Below are 16,921 nucleotides of genomic sequence, written 5' to 3'. Positions count from 1 at the left end.
TGTCGAGGGTGACTTCATCTGCTTGTGCTCCGCCCCGCGCGGACCTCGTACTGCCGTGCCTCGACGAGGCGCAAGCGCTCCCCTGGGTGCTGGCGCGCGTGCCGGCCGGGTGGCGGGCCATCGTCGTCGACAACGGGTCGACCGACGGCTCGGCGGAGATCGCCCGGAGCCTCGGTGCCACCGTCGTGCACGAGAGCCGGCGCGGTTTCGGCGCCGCCTGCCACGCCGGGCTGCTCGCCGCGCACGCCGACCTGGTCTGCTTCTGCGACTGCGACGCCTCCATGGACCCCGGCCTGCTCGCCCCCATGGCCGCGCGGGTCGCCGCCGGGGAGGCCGACCTGCTGCTCGGCCGGCGCCGCCCGCAGGGACGCGGCGCCTGGCCCGCGCACGCCCGCGCCGGGAACCTCGCGCTGGCGCGGATGCTGCGCCGCCGCACCGGGCTGCGGCTGCACGACCTGGGACCGATGCGGGTGGCGCGCCGCGAGGCACTGCTCGGCCTGGAGCTCACCGACCGGCGCAGCGGCTACCCGCTCCAGATGGTCGTGCGGGCCGCCGACGCCGGCTGGCGGGTCGCCGAGACGGACGTCCCGTACCTGCCCCGCTCCGGGAAGTCGAAGGTCACCGGTACCTGGCGGGGCACCTGGCACGCCGTACGGGACATGCGCAAGGTGCTCGCCGAGCCGCCGCCGGGCGTCCGGTCCGCGCCGACCGGCGGGGTCCGTGCATGAGCACCCTCCTCGTCATCGCCAAGGCCCCGGTCGCCGGACGGGTCAAGACCCGCCTCACCCCGCACTTCACCCCCGAGCAGGCCGCCGACCTGGCGCGCGCCGCGCTCCAGGACACCCTCGCCGCCGTACTCGCCACCCCGGCCCGGCGGCGTGTCCTGGTCCTCGACGGGCAGCCGGGGCCCTGGTTGCCCCACGGCATCGAGGTCGTCCCGCAGAGCGCGGGCGGGCTCGACGCCCGGCTGGCCGCGGCCTTCGCCCAGACCGACGGACCGGCCCTGCTCGTCGGCATGGACACCCCGCAGGTCACCCCGGAACTCCTCGCCCGGGGACTCGACTTCAGCGAGACGGACGCCTGGTTCGGACCCGCCGACGACGGCGGCTTCTGGGCGCTCGGGCTGGCCGAGCCCGATCCCGCCCTGCTCCTCGGCGTCCCCATGTCCCTGCCGACCACCGGCGAGGTGCAGCGCGGGCGGCTGACCGCCTCCGGGCGGGCGGTACGGGACCTGCCCGAGCTGTGCGACGTGGACACCCCGGCCGACGCGGCGCGGGTCGCCGCCGCCGTACCCGACACCCGCTTCGGCGCCCTGCACTGCGGCCTCCGCGCGGTGACGCGATGACCGCCCAGCTCACCGAGCCCGCCCTCGCCTGGCGGGCCGACCCGTACGCCGACGCGCTGCGCGCCGGGCAGGGCCCGCTCTACCTGCGGCGCTCGGACGGCTGGATGCTGCCGCTGGATGTGGAGCGCTGGTGCGCCGAACCCGACGAGGCCGACGGCACCGTCCTGGCCCGCTGCACCGGGCCCGTCCTGGACGTCGGCTGCGGCCCCGGGCGCCTTGTCGCCACGCTCGCCGCACGCGGGCACCGGGCGCTGGGCGTCGATGTCACCCCGGAGGCGGTGGCCCGTACGATGCGGGCCGGCGGCAGCGCGCTGTGCCGGTCGGTCTTCGATCCGCTGCCGGGCGAGGGCCGCTGGGGCACGGTCCTGCTCATCGACGGCAACATCGGCATCGGAGGCGACCCGGCCGCCCTGCTCCGCCGCGCCGCCGAACTCGCCTCACCGGGCGGCTCCCTGCTGGTCGAGGCGGCCACCGCCGACGTCGACGAACGCGTCGAGGTCCACGTCGACGACGGCCGCGGCGGCCGCGGAGCGCCCTTCTCGTGGGCCCGCCTCGGCAGCCGCGCCCTGTGCGCCGAAGCCGCGGATGCCGGCTGGACCCGGTCCGTGACGTGGCAGGCCGCAGGCCGCAGCTTCGTGGGCCTGCGGCGCTGACAGGCCGGTGCCGGCGCCTCGGGCGGCTGACGCGTGTGCGCGGGTACCACTGGAAGGTGTTCAGCAGCCCGGCGGACAGCTCGAAGACTGCGGCGGCGACCAGCGGCCCGAGCAGGTGTCCGGTCACCGTCGCGGTACGGGCGTCGTGCAGCCGCGCCGTGAAGGCGACCGGCGGGCCGGGTGGCGGAGTGGAGCGCATGCGCCCAGGGCACCCCCGGCGGTGCCCGAGTGGGCGGGTGGAACACCTTACGGATTGCGGACATGCGGGCTGCGGGCCCCCGGTTCCGGGTGCGTTCCTGGAACGCTGCGGACGTGAACCCGCGCACCGCTCGCACCGCCACCGCCCGCACCACCACCGCTCGCACCGCCACCGCTCGCACCGCCACCGCTCGCACCGCCACCGCTCTGGCCGCCGCGGCCCTCGCCGCCCTTACCGCCGTCCTCGTCCTGACCCTCCGGTACGACGGCTACCACACCGACCCCGCCGGGCTGTTCCGGTGGTACGCGGCCTGCTGGACGCTGTTCGCCCTCGCCCTGCTCGCGCTGCGCGGGGTCCCGACCGCCCGCGTCGTGCCCCTGCTCCTGGCCGGTGCGCTCGCCGTGGCGGTGACCGGGCTGGTGGCGCCGCCCCGGACCAGCACCGATTCCTACCGCTACGCCTGGGACGGCCGGGTCCAGGCGGCCGGCATCTCCCCGTACGACCACGCCCCGCAGGACCCGCAGCCGGCCCGGCTGCGCGACGCCTGGCTCTTCCCCACGGGCGCCGACTGCGCGGGCCCGGACCGGGCCCGCATCCCCGGCCACGGCCCGGCCCCGCACTGCACCCGCATCAACCGGCCCGCCGCGCACACCATCTACCCGCCCGTCGCCGAGGCGTACTTCCTCGCGGTCGACCGGCTCTCCCCGCAAGGAGCCCGGCACAAGCCGCTCCAGATCGGAGCCGGCCTGATCTCCCTCGGCGTGACCGGCGCGCTCCTGCTGATCCTGCGCCGCCGGGGCCAGGACCTCCGCAGAGCCGCCTGCTGGGCCTGGTGCCCCGCCGTACCGATCGAGGCCGTGAACAACGCGCACGTGGACGTCCTGGGCGTGCTGTTCGCCGTGACGGGCCTCGGACTCGTCGCGGCGGGCGGCCCGGCCCGCCGGGCAGCCGGAGGCCTGGCCCTGGGGGCAGCCGTCGCCACCAAACTCATGCCCGCCATCGTCCTGCCCGGCGCGCTGTCCGGGGTGCGCCGGTTCCGCGACGCGGCCGCGGTCCTGGTCCCCGCCGCGGCCTTCGTCCTGCTCGGCTACCTCCCCTACGTCCTCCTCTCGCACGGCTCCGTCTTCGGCTACCTCGGCGGCTACCTGGACGAGGAGGGCTACGACGAGCCCTCCGCCGGCTCCCGCTACGCCCTGCTGCGCCTGGTGCTGCCCGACAGCTGGGCGTTCCCGGTGCTCATCGCCGCCATGGCGGGCGTGTCCCTCCGCGTGATGTGGCGCGGCGACCCGCAACGCCCCTGGAGCGGCGCCCTCCTGGTCACCGGCTGGGCCTTCGCCCTCCTCACTCCCGGCTACTCCTGGTACGCCCTGCTGCTGATCGCCCTCGTGGCCCTGGACGGACGCTGGGAGTGGCTGGGCATCGCCCTCGCGGGCGCGGCCGTCTACGTTCTCGCACCGGAGTTCGACTACCGGGCAGCGCTGAGCACGACCGCGTACGGCATCGCGGTCCTCCTGGTCCTCCTCGCCTCGGCGGTCAGACGGCGTACTTTCAGCGGGCGTTGCGCGTAGACCGGCGCTGCCGCCGGGCCGCGCGGCGCGCCGGCCGCGATGCGTTCCACATCCGCAGCAGCAGCACGGCCGCCGAGGCGGTGAACAGGCCTGCCGTGATCAGCAGCCAGCGCCCGAGGAACCCATCCGCCGGGAGTCCCGTGGCCGCCGTGTAGTGGCCGACCCGGCGCAGGATCAGCGGCCACCAGACCAGGAGCAGCAGGCCCGAGAGGAAGGCCGGAACGCGCACGTGGTTGACGCTCGCACTGCCCGGGGACAGACGTTGCGCGGCCCGGTCGGCCACCGAGTAGAGCGGCAGGAGGACCAGGTCGTGGAGGACGGCCGCGCCGACGAACCAGAGGGCCACGCCCAGGATGTCCCCCTTCAGCAGGCGCACACCCGCGTAGCCGGTCAGGGCGAAGGACGCCGACAGGAGGACCAGGTGGAGCGCCGAGGCTCCGTACCACCGGCGGAACCGGGTCATGCCGGCTCCCCGAAGGTGAGGCGGGTGACCCACTTGGTGTTGAGGACGCCCGGAGCGCCGGGGACGATGACGCGGGCCGGGTAGCCGTGGTCGTGGGACAGGACGGCGCCGTTGACGCGTACGGCCAGCAGGGCGCGGCGGTCGCGTACCTGGTTGTCGCGCAGGGCGGCGGAGCCGAACGGGCCGCCCCGCTGGACGGATTCCACCAGGACGTGCGGAACGTCGCCGTCGGGCCCGCCGAGTCCCACGAGGGCGGCGAGGTCGGTGAGCCGTACCCCGCTCCACAGCTGATCGGTCGTCGACCAGCCCTCCACACAGGCGATGGGCAGGGCCGCCTCGTGCTGCGGCAGGGCCAGCAGCTCCTCGCGGGTCAGGACGGCCTGCCGCCCCGCGCCGCGTACGGTCAGCCGCCAGGCGGGACCGATGTCGCTCGCGCGGATGCCGACCGATCCGGCGGTCTTGTTGATCTGGAAGCCGTTCGGGCCCGGCCCGGGATCCCGGCCGCCGTGCGGGGCGAGCAGCGCGGTCCGGCGCCACCGGCCGCCCACGCTCTGCCCGGCCGTCACCGCGAACAGCGCCAGCGACCCCAGGCCGACCAGGCCGACCGCGCCCCGGCGGGAGAGGGTCGGCTGCGCCGGTCGCGGCGAGACCAGACCGGCCGCCTCCTCACTGCCGGCGGCGGGCTGCGCGGCGTGTCCGGCGCGTACGGCGCGGATCGCGCGCGGCAGCCGGAGGGACACGTGCACCGCGAACGCGCCGATGAACACCCAGGCCCCGTAGAAGTGCAAAGCGTAGAAGGAGCCCGGGAAGATGTAGTGCAGCTGCACGTTGAGGAGGCCGGTGGCGAACTCGAAGCCCGCGCCGCCGACCAGGAGCAGCAGGGACAGCCGCTCGATGGCCTGGCCGAGCGACCGAATGGGCGGCCAAGCGAACAGCTTGGGGATGACCGACCAGAGCTTGCCGAGGAGCACGGGCACGAGCACCACCCCGAGGACGACGTGCACGCCCTGGGTGAGCCGGTAGAGCCAGTACGGCGAGGTCGGCCAGGAGAAGAGGTAGAAGCCGAGCCACCCCTTGTCGGGCGTCTGATCGTTGACCGGCGCGAGATCCGGGTTGTACGCGGCGTACGACAGCAGCCCGGTCACGAACAGGACCGTCACGCCGAACAGCAGGACCAGGCCGAACACCGCGGTCAGCCACGGCCCCCGCAGCGGACTGCGCCAGAACTCCGGCCGCGCCGGACCGGGCGGAGGGGCGCCATCGCTCACGTCCATCGGACAACCTCCGCAGATTCACCGCTCCATCGGGTGCCGGGCCAGCCTATAACCGCCGATTCCGCTTCTCACGTCAGCGGAATCATGATGATGATCGGAAAAAGCCACCTTTTGAGTTCTTGTTACACGGGGACGCCCCTGCGTGTTCTCGTGGCACAGCGGTCTGCGGTGCGCGACCATACGGACGCCGACACAGGCACCATCATGGGCGTCGTGCGTGAGGAACGGTTCTCGCCGGCCGCCAGAAACACCGAGACAGGAAGAAGGACGGACGTGTCCGGCAGCGAAAGCGAGAACCCGGCAATCCCCTCCCCGACCGCCACGCCGACTCGTCCCAGGACGAATCGCGACTGGTGGCCGAATCAGCTGGACCTTCAGGTTCTCCACCAGCACTCGTCGCGGTCCAATCCGATGGGCGAGGACTTCACCTACGCGGACGAGTTCGCGACCCTCGACGTCGAGGCGCTGAAGCGGGACGTCTTCGAGGTCATGACGACGTCCCAGGACTGGTGGCCTGCCGACTACGGCCACTACGGGCCGCTCTTCATCCGGATGAGCTGGCATGCCGCGGGGACGTACCGCATCGCCGACGGCCGGGGCGGTGGCGGCTCCGGCGCTCAGCGCTTCGCCCCGCTCAACAGCTGGCCCGACAACGCGAGCCTCGACAAGGCGCGCCGTCTGCTGTGGCCGGTCAAGCAGAAGTACGGCCGGAAAGTCTCCTGGGCCGACCTTCTGGTCTTCGCCGGAAACTGCGCCATGGAATCGATGGGGTTCAAGACGTTCGGTTTCGGATTCGGACGGGAGGACATCTGGGAGCCCGAGGAGATCTTCTGGGGGCCCGAGGACGCCTGGCTCGGAGATGAGCGCTACAGCGGCGACAGGGAACTCACCGGTCCTTTCGGTGCCGTGCAGATGGGCCTGATCTACGTCAATCCCGAGGGGCCCAACGGCAATCCGGATCCGCTGGCCGCCGCCAGGGACATTCGCGAGACGTTCGCGCGGATGGCGATGAACGACGAGGAGACGGCTGCGCTCATCATCGGCGGCCACACCTTCGGCAAATGCCATGGCGCGGTCGATCCCAGCTACATCGGCCCGGAACCCGAGGCCTGCCCCATCGAACAGCAGGGCCTCGGCTGGGCCAACACGTACGGCAGCGGCAAGGGCGCCGACACGCTCACCAGTGGGCTCGAAGGCGCATGGACCACCGCACCGACGACGTGGGACAACGGGTACCTGGACAACCTGTTCCGTTACGACTGGGAGCTGACCAGGAGCCCCGCCGGCGCCCACCAGTGGACTCCCACGGATCCGTCGGCCGCGGATACGGTGCCCGACGCCCACGATCCGTCGAAGAGGCACGCTCCCATGATGCTGACGACGGACCTCTCGCTGAAGCTGGATCCGGTCTACGGGCCGATCTCGAAGAGCTTCCACGAGAACCCGGACAAGCTCGCGGTGGCGTTCGCCAAGGCCTGGTACAAGCTGTTGCACCGCGACATGGGCCCCCTCTCGCGCTACCTCGGCCCGTGGATTCCCGAGCCGCAGCTGTGGCAGGACCCCGTCCCCGCGGTCGACCACCCCCTGGTCTCGGACGAGGACGTCGCTGCCCTCAAGGCCCGCATCCTCGCTTCGGGGCTGTCCGTCTCCCAGCTGGCCACCACCGCTTGGGCGTCGGCGGCGAGCTTCCGCGCCACCGACAAGCGGGGCGGGGCCAACGGGGCACGGATCAGGCTCGCGCCGCAGAAGGACTGGGAGGCCAACGACCTGCCCGAGGTGGCCGAGGTGCTGCGGACCCTCGAGGGGATCCAGCAGGACTTCAACGGCTCACAGGCCGGCGGAACGAAGGTTTCGCTCGCCGACCTGATCGTCCTGGGCGGGTGCGCGGCCGTCGAGCAGGCCGCGAAGAACGCCGGCCACGCCGTCACGGTCCCGTTCGCACCGGGGCGCACGGACGCCTCGCAGGAGCAGACCGACGTGGAGTCGTTCGGCGTGCTCGAACCCAGGGCGGACGGATTCCGCAACTACCTGCGCGCAGGAGAGAAGTTGTCCCCGGAGACCCTTCTCCTGGACCGCGCGAATCTGCTGACGCTGACCGCTCCCGAGATGACGGTCCTGATCGGCGGCATGCGGGCCCTTAACGCCGGCTTCAGGTCATCCCCGCACGGCGTCTTCACCCACCGGCCGGAGACATTGACCAACGACTTCTTCGTCAACCTGCTCGCCCCGGGCACGGAGTGGAAGGCGTCGACCTCGGCCGAGAACGTATTCGAGGGCCGGGACCGCGCCACGAACGAGGTCACATGGACCGCCACCGCCGTGGACCTCATCTTCGGCTCGCACTCCCAGCTCCGAGCCGTCTCGGAGGTGTACGCGTCCCAGGACGCGGGAGAGAAGTTCGTGCGTGACTTCGTGGCCGCGTGGGACAAGGTGATGAACCTCGATCGGTTCGACCTCGCCTGAACCCGAGGTCCCGGGTCGGCCGCCCACCGGCCGGCCGGGGACCCCGTACATGCGCGGTCGGCACGCGGGTAGCCGCCCATCGGCGGGGTCGGTCGTACCCCTCCGAAGGCAGGTGAGCGCGCCATGCCCGTTCTCGTCGGCACGTCCGGGTGGCAGTACCGGGACTGGGCGGGCCTCCTCTACCCGGAAGGACGGCCGCAACGGCTCTGGCTGGAGGAGTACGCGCAGCAGTTCGTCACGGTGGAGAGCAACAACGCCTTCTACCGGCTTCCCAGTCCGGAGACGTTTGCCGCGTGGCGTGAGCGGACTCCGGACGGTTTCGTCATGGCGGTGAAGGCCAGCCGGTTCCTGACCCACATCAAACGCCTGCGGGAGCCGGAAGAGCCGGTCCGTCGCCTCATGGAGCACAATGGCGCACTGGGTGACCGGCTGGGGCCGGTCCTGCTCCAACTGCCGCCGACTCTGCGCGTCGACCCGGAGGCCCTGGACGCCTGCCTCGCCTGCTTCCCCCCTGGGGCGCGCGTGGCCGTAGAACCGCGCCACGACTCCTGGTGGATCCCGGAGGTGCGGGCGGTACTGGCCGGGCGGGGGGCCGCCCTCTGCTGGGCGGACCGGGGCTCCCGTCCCTTGACGCCGCTCTGGCGGACGGCCGACTGGGGTTACGTACGGTTTCACGAGGGCCGGGCCACGCCTGCCCCGCGGTACGGCCGGACGGCTTTGAGGTCCTGGGCCGAGCGCATCGCCGATGCGTGGCCCGCCGAGGCCGACGTCTTCGCGTACTTCAACAACGACCCGGGCGGAGCCGCCGTGGTCGACGCCAGGGCATTCCGGCGTCTTGTGGGCGGGCGGTGAGAGCCCGGCGCGGTGGCGGCCGCCGCGCCGGGCCGGGCCAGTGGGCGGTCACCGCGCCGACGAGCGGGGCTGGTGGAAGTGGCGCAGCCGGGCTTCGACGTTCCCGTCGATGATGCGCGTGTCGAAGGCGGGCTGGGGTGCGGTGGCCGGGCCCTCCACGTTCCAGCCGTCCGAGAGGCGGAACAGGCTGCCGTGCCACGGGCACCGGACGCAGCCGTCGATGACCTCTCCCTCCGACAGCGGCCCGGCCATGTGGGCGCACCGGTCGGCCAGGACGCGGACGGCGCCACCGCTCTGGCGTACGACGAGCACGTCCACGCCGTCCACGGCGGCACGTACCGCCCGGCCCACGGGAAAGTCGGCCACCGGCCCGACGCGGTGCCAGCCCTCTCCCACGAGGTGTGCCACGTGCTCGGCGTGGTTCGCCCCGGCCGCCTGGCGGTAGGCGAGGTGTCCGCCCAGCGCGCCGCCGACGCCCACGGCGGCCAGGCCGGCCATGGCCAGCGCCTTGCCGCGCAGGGCCCGGCCACGCGTCCGGGCGATGAAGGAGCCCGCGTAGAGCAGCACTCCCGCACTGTTGGCCAGGGCGTGCACGAGGCCGGTACGGGCCTGTTCGGGCGGGAGTTCCGCCCAGTCGGCCCAGCCCGCCAGCGCAGCGGGCGCCGCCGCCGCCAGACCGGTCCCGACCAGTACGTGGGCGGCGCGGCGCTGGCCGGGCAGCAGGTCCAGAACCGCCGCGGAAAGCCAGGTTCCGAGCGGGACCTGGACGAGCAGGGGGTGGGCCGGGTGGCCCAGGGGCCGGCCGTGCAGCACATCGCGGACCGGCCCCAGGGGGACGGCCCGCACGGCCCGGCGGACGACGCCGATCAGGGGGTCGGGAAGCGAGGTCTGCTCCAGGCGTTCCACGGCCGCCAGCAAGGGCCCGGGGCCGCTGCCGGCAGCAGGATGCAAGCGGAGTGTGTCCATGGCCCCCGCCTACCCCTGGCCGCCCGGCCTATGTGCGTTTCACGGCCTCGCCCCCTGCGAGACGTTCAGCGCGGCGAGGCGCCGCCGGGCCCGGGTCAGGGAACGGCCACGGGGGGCGTCGTGCCACGGGTCGTCCTCGAGGAAGCCGTCGACGGTGGCAAGCCGAGCTGTCGGTCCCGTGCCCTCCTCTTTCAGACGGACGGCCTTCAGAAGGTGCCGCGGGGCTTCGGATGGTGGCCCTTGGGGTGGCCGGCCGTCGCGGCGGCGTGGCCGGTGGCGAAGGTCCGTACGGCGCACCGGGTGCGCAGCTCTTCGAGCATCTCGGCCTGTTCTTCGGCCCGTTCCAGAAGCCGCGCGAGGCGCGCGGTGTCGATGCGGTCGTCGCGCTGGGCGAGGGCGCGCAGGTTGAGCCAGCCGGACGCTTTGCCCTGGACGTCCAGCCGCATGGCCTCGAGTTCGAGGACATCGCTGAGCGGGGAGCGGGAGAAGAGGCGTCCGTTGAGCTTGAGGCGTCCCGCCTTCTCGACCAGCCGGCCCAGGGCGGCCCGGGAGCGGCGTTCGGGCACGTCCAGGCTCCGCATGATCTCCTTCAGGGATTCGCGGTCCTGTGCACCCTCCCGTGCCAGGCGTTCCAGCTGGGGGCCGAGGGGACTGTCTTGGTGGCTCTTTGCCGACCGTTGCATGAGATCGACCCCTGCGGTGGCACCCGCCAGGTGGTCATTGAGGTAGATGCCGAGCAGTTTCCGGGCATCGTGCGGGGTGTCGTGTGCCGAGGTCGTGCGCATGGCCTCACCTCCCGTTTCGGGTCGGGCGCCGGGATGCGGCTCCCCCCTGCGACTACCCCCGCCCCGCCGCCTCACGCGCGCCCGCCGCCGCGCCGACGTCCGCCCGGCCCGGGAAGGACGCGACGAAGCCGCTGCGCGGCCGTGTCGGGATGCGGTGGATCGGGATCGTGAGGTCCTGCTCCGGGACGTCGAAGTCGAGGCCGGCCAGAGCGGCGGCGAGCTCGGCCAGTACCTGCACCGCGATGTCCTCGCCAGGACACCGGTGACCGGTCCGTGCGTCGCCGCCGCCCTGCGGGATGAGATCGCCCAGAGCCGGTTCGCGGCCGAGGAAGCGCTGCGGGTCGAAACGGTAGGGATCCGGCCAGAGCGCGGGGTCGTGGTGGTGCCCGTAGACGTCGAGGAGCACGAGGCTTCCCTGCCGGATCGTTTCGCCACGGAACTCCACGTCCTGCGGGACGAGACCGCTGAGGAAGGGAACGAAGGGATAGAACCGCCGCACTTCGTGGGCGAAGGCCCTGGCGTACGGGCCCGGGTCCGAGCGGAGGGCGATCCGCTGCGCGGGGTCGCGGTGGAGGGCGTGCGCGGCGAACACGGCGAACCAGGCGATGGCGACGGTCGGGCGGATGACGTTGAGCAGCTCGACGGCCGCGGTACGGGCGTCGAGCAGCCTCCCGTCGGCATCCCGGTGCCGGCTCACTGTTTTCAGCGCACTGCGGGCCCCGGCACTGTGGGGCCCGGCACTGTGGGGCCCGGCACTGTGGGGCCCGGCACTGTGGGGCCCGGCACTGCGGGCCCCCGCACTGTCGCCGCGAGGCACGGCGAGGCCCAGGTGGGCCACTCCCCGGCGGACCTCCTCGACGGTGCGGGCCAGCCGCCCCTCCTGCCGGCGCCGGGCACCACGAGCCCTCCAGTGGCGCGGTCCGGGGGTCGCGAAGCCGTCGACCATGGCCACGCAGTCGGCGGTGAGCTCACGGGCCTGCGCCTCGGAGACGGGCAGCCCCGTCCAGTCACAGACCGCCCGGGCCAGCACGCCGGCCGTCTCGTCGAAGAGGACCACCTCGCGCCCCGCCCAGCTCTCGACTGCTTGGCTCCAGTACTCCCGTACCCGGCTGAGCAGGGCTTCGATGCCCTGGTCCGCCATCAGCAGGGACACGAACATGTCCTTGCGGACGCGGTGGACGCCGCCGTCGAGGGTGTGCACGGCGCCCCGGCCGAACAGTGTGTCCAGCACGGGTGTCGGGAGCGCGCCGTGTCGGATCACGTGACGGCCGTCGTAGAAGAACTCGACCGCTTCGCGGCCGTGCAGCGCCACGGCCGCGCGACCGCCGAGCCGCGTGCGCACGACGGTGTCGCCGCCGTGCCGTCGGCGCAGGTCCGGGAGCCATGCGTAGCCCTGGGTCAGCAGCGGAAGCGTGCTGTCGATCATCGGAAGCATGAGGGGCGCCTGCCCGGGCTCACGCAGGACATTCCTTCTGCGTGAGCCGGTCGCTTCCGGGTGGGGCAGGAGCGGGAAGGACTTCCGGGGCTGCCCTGCTGCCGGCGCCGCGGGCGGGACCCGCACCGCGCAGGCCTGGTCCGGCCCGGCGCCGGTGCGTGCGTAAGGGTGCCGCTCGCACTCTGACGGGTGTTCCGCCGCCGCGCCGTCGCGCCGCGGACAGGCGCGGGCAGCAGGATGGGCCCCGACCTGCACCACCGACTGGAGGCTTCCGTGCTGGAACGCAAGCGACGCAAGGACCGTACCGAGATCACCTTCGTCCTTCCGGCCGATTCCCCGCCCGGTCCGGTCAGTGTGGTCGGTGACTTCAACGACTGGGAGCCCGGCGCCCACGAACTGCGGAGCAGGAAGGACGGCAGCAGGGCGGTGACCGTGGCCCTGCCCGGCGAGAGCACGCACGCCTTCCGCTACCTGGCGGCCGGCGACTACTGGTTCAACGATGACAGCGCCGACAGCCACGACGGCGTGAACAGCCGCCTGCACACCTGATCGACCGCCGCCGTAGCCACCCAGAAAGCGGAGCGTGACCTTTGGCGATTTCGACGCGGGACGTCTTCGGCGCGCCGTGCTGGGTCAGCCTGATGGCCAGGGACCTCCACACGGCGCAGCGGTTCTACGGTGCCGTGCTGGGCTGGGAGTTCACGCCCGGCCGGCTCGGGGAGGCGTTCACCGTGGCCAGGGCGGAAGGCGTCCCGGTCGCGGGCATCGGGGCGCTGGCCGGGGACCTGGGGGTGGCGGTGGAGTGGACGGTGTATTTCGCCGTCGAGGACGCCGATGTGGCGGCCTCCCGCATCCGCGAGCGCAGCGGCACGATCGCCGTCGGCCCGCTCTCGTTCGCCGCCGGCGGCCGCGGCGCCCTCGTCGCCGATCCCGACGGCGCGGCGTTCGGGATCTGGGAAGGGCCGGTCTCCGCCGACTGGCGGGTGGGCAAGGGCCAGGCGCCCGCCTGGCTGGAGCTGCGTACCAGGAACGCGTTCGACGCGGCGATCTTCTACGGCGGGGTACTGGAATGGGCCAGCGGCCGTGTGGGCTGCTGCGAGGTCTCCTACGAGAACGACCAGGTCGTCCTGCGGCAAGGCGAGGACCCGGTCGCGCGCCTGTGCAGCGGCCCCGTCGAGACAGCCGACCACGCACCGCACGCCAGGCCCCTCTGGCGCGTCCATTTCCGCGTGCCCGCACTCGAGCCGGCGATCGAAGTGGCCACGTCGCTCGGCGGGCGCACCGTCTCGGGCATCACCTCGAACGCCACCGAGCAGTGGGTGGCCGTGCGCGACCCGGACGGAGGGCTGTTCACCCTCAACGCAGCCCTTCCCCTCGGCCTCGGCGGTGAATCGAAGGCTCCTCCTCCGCTGTTAGGGTGACGTGCGCCCGTCAAGTTGGGCGCTCTCACTTACGACATTTCAACGGGGTTGACGTGAAGCTTCGCCATGTCCGCGCGGTCGCCGTCTTCGGTATCGCCATCGTCGCACTTACGGGAGCCCGTGGTTCACACGGTGCCGGCTGCGGCGGCGGCAGCCACGGTTCCGGATCGGGCTCCAGCAGCTCCAGCGGGGGTACCACCGGCGGCAACCACGACAGCGACAGCAGCAGCAGCAGCAGTAGCGGGAGCAGCTCGGGCGGTACCTCCGTCCCCGGCGGCTCCAGCAGCAGCAACAAGGCCGAGCGCGACATCAAGATCGACGCGTGCAAGCTGGACGACTCGGGCAAGAACCTCGTCGCCCGGCTCACCGTCACCAACAGCGGCTCGGTGGACTACACCTACAACATCACCATGAAGTTCCGCGGGGACACCGCTTCCAGCGCGACCGTGGCCCAGGCCAAGGTCACCGGTCTCACGGTCAAGGCGGGTGCGTCCCGGCAGGCCGAGGCCACCACCACGTACACGGGGAAGGGCGACGGCAGCGAGTACGAGGAATGCGTCGTCGCCAGCGCGTCGAAGAACGTCCTCTGACGCCTGGCCGCGTGTGCCGGCCGCCCAACCGCGCGGTTCGCCGGCACGTGCCGAGCCGGTCCTGATACCGCAGGGCCCCCTCTCCTGTCCGACGGGAGCGGGGGCTCCGCCGTTTCCGGGCCCGGCCTGCGTGTCGGTGGTGGCCTGTGTGCCTTCCGTCCGGCACGGTGGGCGCGGTCGGTGGCCGTCCCGTGCGACGGTCGCGCAGCGCGCGGGAGAGGTTGGCATGACCGAGAACGGCAGTTCCCCGACCAGCCGCCGCGCGCTCCTGCTGGCCGCCGGATCGGCCGGGGCCGCAGCGCTGGCGTCAGCGTGCTCCGGCCCGGCCGGGACCCGCGGGGCGGCCGGGCAGCCGTCAGCCCCGGCAGCGTCGTCCGCGTCGCCGTCACCGTCGCCGTCACCCGGTGGGAGCACCCCCTCCTGCGTTCTCACCGTGGAATCGGGGGCCGGCCCGTACTACCTCGACCTGGACCGGGTCCGGTCGGACATCACGGAAGGCCGGGACGGTGTGCCGTTCCGGCTGGACCTGACCGTGGTACGGGTCTCGGCGGGCTGCCGGCCGGTCGCGGGCGCCGCCGTCGACGTCTGGCACGCCGACGCGTCGGGCACCTACTCCACCGGCGGCGCCGCCTTCCTGCGCGGTACGCAGGTCGCGGACGGCGCCGGCCGCTGCACGTTCCGGACGATCGTGCCCGGCTGGTACGCGGGGCTGGCACCGCACATCCACTTCAAGGTGCGCCCCGACAGCCGGACCGAAACGACCGCGCAGCTCTTCTTCCCCGAGGAGCTCCTGGTGAAGGTGTACGCCCGCCCGCCGTACGACCGCCGCCGCGCGCCGGAGCACCCCAACGCCCGCGACAGCCGCTACCGGGCCTCCGGCGCCGCGATGACACTGGCCCCCGTCCCCGACGGCGACGGCTACCGCGCCGCGTACACCGTGGGAATCGCCTGAGCCTCGCATCCCGCGCCGCCACGCCTCCCCCAACGCAGGCTCAGGACACCAGGGTCTGCTCCTCCAGCTCGGTCAGCTTCACCGTGCACAGGCCGCCGCGCTCGGTCTTCACGTCCGTCACCGTGAGCTGCGTACCCGGCGCGAGGTTGTACTCCTCCTCATCGGTGAACGCGGAGAAGCTCCGGATGCCCATCGCCCGGACGGGGGTCACGCCGGGGCCGCCGCAACCCCCTCAGGTGCGACGGCCCCGGCGCGTTCACGGGCGGCTGTGCCTACTGCGCGGACACCTTCAGCAGCTTGTTCGAGGTGCCGCTGCTCGGGTTCGTGATCTTCCCCGGGGTCGCCCCCACTGTCAGGGCCTGCGCGACCTGCGAGGGCGACGCGTCCTTGTGGCCGGCCAGGTAGAGGGCGGCCGCCCCCACCACGTGCGGGGTCGCCATCGAGGTGCCTGAGATGGTCTTCGTACCGCTGTCGCTGTCGTTCCAGGCGGAGGTGATGTCGGAGCCCGGTGCGTAGAGGTCCACGATCGAACCGAAGTTGGAGAACGAGGACTGGGAGTCGTCGGCCGTGCTGGACGCCACGGTGATGGCCTCGGGGACGCGAGAGGGAGAGCCCTGCCCGGCGTCGGAGGACTCGTTGCCCGCCGCGACGGCGAAGGTGACACCGGCGGCTATCGACCGGCGCACCGCCTCGTCGAGTGCCTCGTCGGCGCCGCCGCCGAGGCTCATGTTGGCCACCGAGGGCCCGGTGTGATGCTGCGTCACCCAGTCGATGCCGGCCACCACCTGCTCGGTGGTGCCCGACCCGTTGTCGTCGAGCACGCGAACGGCAACGATCTTGGACTTCTTGGCCACCCCGTGGGAGGAGCCCGCGATGGTCCCGGCGACGTGCGTACCGTGCCCATTGCCGTCGTCGGCGGTCTGGTCGTTGTCCACGGCGTCGAAGCCGTGCGCGGCCCGGCCTCCGAAGTCCTTGTGGCTGATCCGTATGCCGGTGTCGATGACGTAGGCCGTGACGCCCTCACCGCCCGCGTCGGGGTACGTGTACTTCTTGTCCCCTGCGGTCGCCGCCTGGTCGATGCGGTCGAGGCCCCAGGAAGGGGGGTTGTCCTGGGTGGTATTGATGGAGAACTTCTTGTTCTGGACGACCTTGCCCACGGCCGGCTCGGCGGCGAGGCGCTTGGCGTCGGTTTCCGAAAGCCCGGATGCCGAGAAGCCGTTGACGGCGGACGTGTAGGTGCGCTTCAGCTCGCCGCCGTACTTCTTGGCGAGCGCCTGCTTGTCCGCGTCCTTGTCCAGGATGACGATGTAGCTGCCGCTGAGCGCTCCGGGTGCGCCCAGCCCGTACACCGTCCCCTCCGCCGGAGTGTTCGCGCCGGCGAGGGGCGACAACAGCATGCAGACACCGGTTGCAGTGGCGACTCCCGTGGCCACTGCAAGGATTCGGAGGCCGCGGGAACGGGTGCGTGCGTGCTTGTGAGTCGACATGGAGAGAGTGCTCCTCGTGTTGACGTGTGGGGCGTCAAAGCGTGCTGCGCAGCCCCTCCCGAGCCGGAACATCTCCGGAGTGACCTTCGAAACCCTGACCGATTGCCGGAGTTGATTCAAGGCCGCCTGGCGCGTGCGTGTTCTTCAACAAGGTTTCTCAATGAGACCTCCCCGTCGGCCCCTCGGAATGGGCACACTCTTCGAACGGCCCACACATACACGCCACTTCGCAGTGCATTCGCGAATGCGCGCGAACACACGCCCGAGCAGCGCACGTCTGCCGGCCGGCTTCCACGACCGCAGGGAGGTACGGGTTCACGAGGTGCGGGAGATGCGTGCGCCTCGGGGGGTTTGCGTGAGGACGTCCGTTGAAGTGCTCTCCCGGCTGAAGCCGGGAGGTTCCTGCTTACCTTGCGGTAGCGGGCTTGACGCGCTTGGCACGCCTGACGACTGCCCTCCCGGCAGCCG

The 16,921-nt window shown here is 72.6% G+C and carries 17 protein-coding genes; 10 read left to right on the top strand and 7 right to left on the bottom strand.

Annotated elements, in window-relative coordinates; genetic code table 11:
- Positions 1-8: 8 nt before the first annotated feature.
- The 4 genes from J7E94_RS25405 (at position 9) to J7E94_RS25390 (ending at position 3,765) form a co-directional block, all read left to right on the top strand.
- Positions 9-728: a glycosyltransferase family 2 protein gene (locus J7E94_RS25405; RefSeq protein WP_374224499.1), complete on the top strand. Its 720-nt coding sequence runs from the start codon at positions 9-11 to the stop codon at positions 726-728.
- The gene (locus tag J7E94_RS25400) at positions 725-1,345 is read left to right on the top strand and encodes a DUF2064 domain-containing protein (RefSeq protein WP_215019114.1); all 621 of its coding nucleotides are present in this window, start codon (positions 725-727) and stop codon (positions 1,343-1,345) included. Before J7E94_RS25405 ends, J7E94_RS25400 begins: the two co-directional genes overlap by 4 nt.
- Positions 1,342-1,998 (top strand): methyltransferase domain-containing protein, encoded by a 657-nt coding sequence (locus J7E94_RS25395; protein WP_215019113.1) that lies wholly within the window; start codon positions 1,342-1,344, stop codon positions 1,996-1,998. Before J7E94_RS25400 ends, J7E94_RS25395 begins: the two co-directional genes overlap by 4 nt.
- Before the next feature lie 312 nt (positions 1,999-2,310).
- Positions 2,311-3,765, top strand: a complete 1,455-nt coding sequence (locus J7E94_RS25390) for a glycosyltransferase 87 family protein (RefSeq protein ID WP_308345449.1) — start codon at positions 2,311-2,313, stop codon at positions 3,763-3,765.
- Here J7E94_RS25390 and J7E94_RS25385 read toward each other — a convergent pair.
- Together J7E94_RS25385 and J7E94_RS25380 are read right to left on the bottom strand one after the other, a co-directional pair.
- Positions 3,746-4,228: a hypothetical protein gene (locus J7E94_RS25385; RefSeq protein WP_215019111.1), complete on the bottom strand. Its 483-nt coding sequence runs from the start codon at positions 4,226-4,228 to the stop codon at positions 3,746-3,748. The genes J7E94_RS25390 and J7E94_RS25385 overlap by 20 nt on opposite strands.
- Positions 4,225-5,502, bottom strand: a complete 1,278-nt coding sequence (locus tag J7E94_RS25380) for a molybdopterin-dependent oxidoreductase (protein WP_215019110.1) — start codon at positions 5,500-5,502, stop codon at positions 4,225-4,227. The genes J7E94_RS25385 and J7E94_RS25380 overlap by 4 nt, the downstream gene beginning before the upstream one ends.
- A 273-nt stretch (positions 5,503-5,775) precedes the next feature.
- Between J7E94_RS25380 and katG the strand changes: the two genes are divergently transcribed.
- Both katG and J7E94_RS25370 read left to right on the top strand, forming a co-directional pair.
- On the top strand, positions 5,776-7,965 hold the full coding sequence (gene katG, locus J7E94_RS25375) for a catalase/peroxidase HPI (protein ID WP_308345448.1): 2,190 nt from the start codon (positions 5,776-5,778) through the stop codon (positions 7,963-7,965).
- A gap of 123 nt (positions 7,966-8,088) precedes the next feature.
- Entirely contained in the window at positions 8,089-8,817 is a 729-nt protein-coding gene (locus tag J7E94_RS25370) for a DUF72 domain-containing protein (protein ID WP_215019109.1), read from the top strand.
- A 48-nt stretch (positions 8,818-8,865) separates the two neighbouring features.
- On the opposite strand, the gene J7E94_RS25365 is transcribed toward J7E94_RS25370, so the two are convergent.
- From J7E94_RS25365 to J7E94_RS25355, 3 genes are all read right to left on the bottom strand, one after another.
- The gene (locus tag J7E94_RS25365; protein ID WP_215019108.1) at positions 8,866-9,783 is read right to left on the bottom strand and encodes a Rieske (2Fe-2S) protein; all 918 of its coding nucleotides are present in this window, start codon (positions 9,781-9,783) and stop codon (positions 8,866-8,868) included.
- Positions 9,784-9,989: 206 nt separating this feature from the next.
- Positions 9,990-10,568, bottom strand: coding sequence for a hypothetical protein (locus J7E94_RS25360; protein ID WP_215019107.1), 579 nt, complete (start codon positions 10,566-10,568; stop codon positions 9,990-9,992).
- Positions 10,569-10,620: 52 nt separating this feature from the next.
- The gene (locus J7E94_RS25355) at positions 10,621-11,994 is read right to left on the bottom strand and encodes a cytochrome P450 (RefSeq protein WP_215019106.1); all 1,374 of its coding nucleotides are present in this window, start codon (positions 11,992-11,994) and stop codon (positions 10,621-10,623) included.
- A 282-nt stretch (positions 11,995-12,276) separates the two neighbouring features.
- On the opposite strand from J7E94_RS25355, the gene J7E94_RS25350 reads away from it, so the two are divergent.
- The 4 genes from J7E94_RS25350 (at position 12,277) to J7E94_RS25335 (ending at position 14,966) form a co-directional block, all read left to right on the top strand.
- Positions 12,277-12,552: an isoamylase early set domain-containing protein gene (locus J7E94_RS25350; protein ID WP_215019105.1), complete on the top strand. Its 276-nt coding sequence runs from the start codon at positions 12,277-12,279 to the stop codon at positions 12,550-12,552.
- A 92-nt stretch (positions 12,553-12,644) separates the two neighbouring features.
- Positions 12,645-13,424, top strand: coding sequence for a VOC family protein (locus tag J7E94_RS25345; protein WP_215019155.1), 780 nt, complete (start codon positions 12,645-12,647; stop codon positions 13,422-13,424).
- Between the two features lie 53 nt (positions 13,425-13,477).
- A complete protein-coding gene (locus J7E94_RS25340; protein WP_215019104.1) occupies positions 13,478-14,014 on the top strand; it encodes a hypothetical protein in 537 nt (178 codons plus the stop codon).
- 433 nt (positions 14,015-14,447) lie between these two features.
- Positions 14,448-14,966, top strand: a complete 519-nt coding sequence (locus J7E94_RS25335) for an intradiol ring-cleavage dioxygenase (protein WP_308345447.1) — start codon at positions 14,448-14,450, stop codon at positions 14,964-14,966.
- 40 nt (positions 14,967-15,006) lie between these two features.
- Here J7E94_RS25335 and J7E94_RS25330 read toward each other — a convergent pair whose 3' ends face one another.
- The gene (locus tag J7E94_RS25330) at positions 15,007-15,177 is read right to left on the bottom strand and encodes a hypothetical protein (protein WP_251057208.1); all 171 of its coding nucleotides are present in this window, start codon (positions 15,175-15,177) and stop codon (positions 15,007-15,009) included.
- A 61-nt stretch (positions 15,178-15,238) separates the two neighbouring features.
- Positions 15,239-16,453: a S8 family peptidase gene (locus J7E94_RS25325; protein WP_215019102.1), complete on the bottom strand. Its 1,215-nt coding sequence runs from the start codon at positions 16,451-16,453 to the stop codon at positions 15,239-15,241.
- Positions 16,454-16,921: the final 468 nt, after the last annotated feature.

Origin of the sequence: Streptomyces sp. ISL-94, assembly GCF_018614075.1 — a bacterium.
In the GTDB taxonomy this organism is placed as follows: domain Bacteria; phylum Actinomycetota; class Actinomycetes; order Streptomycetales; family Streptomycetaceae; genus Streptomyces.
The sequence above is the reverse complement of the archived record's forward strand: the minus strand, read 5'-3'. Positions and strand labels throughout refer to the sequence as shown.